Origin of the sequence: Halomonas sp. ND22Bw (assembly GCF_003011945.1) — a bacterium.
GTDB classification, from domain to species: domain Bacteria; phylum Pseudomonadota; class Gammaproteobacteria; order Pseudomonadales; family Halomonadaceae; genus Halomonas; species Halomonas halophila.
Genome location: NZ_PXWD01000198.1, coordinates 1 through 431 on the forward strand (window position 1 = coordinate 1; position 431 = coordinate 431).

Sequence of the window (431 nt, forward strand, 5' to 3'; positions counted from 1 at the left end):
CTGTCCAAGCGTCTGGGATCGCTGTCGATCAGCGACATGCGCGACCAGGGCTATGAGCCCATCGCCATCACGAGCCACCTGGGTCGGATCGGCACGTCCGATCCGCTGGAGGTCGGCGCTTCAATCCAAGCGCTGGGCGCCGGTTTCGCCTTCTCCAAGATGGGCCGTTCGCCGGCGCGCTACGACACGGCGGATCTGGACCGGCTGAACGCCCAGGCGCTGCACGTCATGGATTACGACACGGCCAAGCCTCGGCTTCAGGCGCTGGGCGTGGACCTTGGCGAGACCTTCTGGTCCGTGGTGCGCGGCAATCTGAACAAGTTCGGCGATGTCGTTGAAATGGCGAGAATCGTTCAGGGACCGATCCAGCCGGTCATCGAGGATGCTGGCTTCATCGGCAGGGCCGCTGGTCTGCTGCCGGACGTCATCGA

1 pseudogene is annotated in these 431 nt (G+C 64.5%); it reads left to right on the plus strand.

Going from position 1 to position 431, the window contains the following annotated elements:
* A pseudogene (locus tag CVH10_RS17665) lies at positions 1-431 on the plus strand (hypothetical protein); the annotation flags it as partial.